Source organism: Teredinibacter waterburyi, from assembly GCF_001922985.1.
Lineage (GTDB): Bacteria > Pseudomonadota > Gammaproteobacteria > Pseudomonadales > Cellvibrionaceae > Teredinibacter > Teredinibacter waterburyi.
In genome coordinates, this window is the sequence record NZ_MRUH01000017.1 from 1 (window position 1) to 1,239 (window position 1,239).

2 protein-coding genes are annotated in these 1,239 nt (G+C 42.1%); both read right to left on the bottom strand.

What is annotated here, in order from left to right; translation table 11 throughout:
• Positions 1 to 27: 27 nt before the first annotated feature.
• A complete protein-coding gene (locus IDZ20_RS01570; RefSeq protein WP_188149679.1) occupies positions 28 to 576 on the bottom strand; it encodes a hypothetical protein in 549 nt (182 codons plus the stop codon).
• Between the two features lie 125 nt (positions 577 to 701).
• A complete protein-coding gene (locus IDZ20_RS01575) occupies positions 702 to 1,151 on the bottom strand; it encodes a hypothetical protein (protein ID WP_188149680.1) in 450 nt (149 codons plus the stop codon).
• Positions 1,152 to 1,239: the final 88 nt, after the last annotated feature.

Here is a 1,239-nt window from a genome sequence, read left to right on the forward strand (position 1 = left end):
CCAGCCGTTAAGACGCATAACGCCCCGCTAAAGCGCGGCGGCTTTATCGCCGTCGCCTTTGAGCGGATTGTTAGATTTGTCTTTGGTAACAATTAGTTCAAATTCTTCATCATAAAATGACTTGTATAGTATCTCTACTTTTGCTCGTTTCATGGCATGATCTATTTCATTTTTGCTCGGAAAGGATTCACCATGAAATTTAATGGCGATTAGTCTTTGATTTTCTTTGGAGGCCATAGAATAGCTTGGACCGAAATGCGCCGTGTAGAATTTATAATTGTAGTTACGAAAAAGAATATTTAGTGCTTTTTCCATTGGTTCAACACCCTCACCACTTTGAGCATACCCATCGACCATGATTTTGAAACTAGTGAATACTGCTGGCCCAATGCCGTTATTCATTAGATCTACTGCGAAATCTATTTCAGTAGTCCCTCCATGCTCCCACGTAGTCAAATGAGGGCGGCAGGATATTTTATTATGCGTTCTAGATAAGGTTGCTTGCCAGATAGATATTCCTAGCGCGCTGCAAGCAATCACAATACTTGATATCCCTGTAACCAATTGCCAGTCCATTACTACTCCTAAAATCTAACGCTCGGCTAAATTGCCGGAACGGAGTTGATTGTTTTGTGCCAGCGTAGCTGAACAGCACAAAACGAGCAACGCAGTGGAGGTCGATTTGAGCCGTTTGTTATGCATTATTTTTCCACTGTAATAGTGCCATCGTATTTTGATACCCTAAGAGTGTACTTTTTAAATGGCCATTCTTTTCGTGACTGCGCTGATACGTTAGCGTGTTGTAAAGTTGTAAATAGAGTCAGTACCAGCTCATGCTCTGTCTCGGCGGCATGTATAAAGCGCCATCCCTTTGCTTTTGGTAGCTCATAGAGTAGAGGAGTTTCATAAAGATCTCCCATGCTAGATGTAATAAACAACCTAGCGTTTGGGCACGATTGCCACGTACCGCCACATTCCGATATTTGCTCCCAACTTTGAATCAACTCAACAATTGGATAACCGGTACTCTTATACAAAACACTCATCGTTGATAAGATGTAAGCTAAGCTATCATCAGTACTTTTCTTCAGCTCTTCAGAAAACGCCTTCGTACTTAAGATTAGAAGCACGATTAAAGTGAAAATCTTCACACTATTTCCTTATGCATAACGCCGCATTAACCTGCGGAAATTTTGGGGTGACTTTTGGGTTAAAGTGGCGCAGCCACCCAAAAGGCGC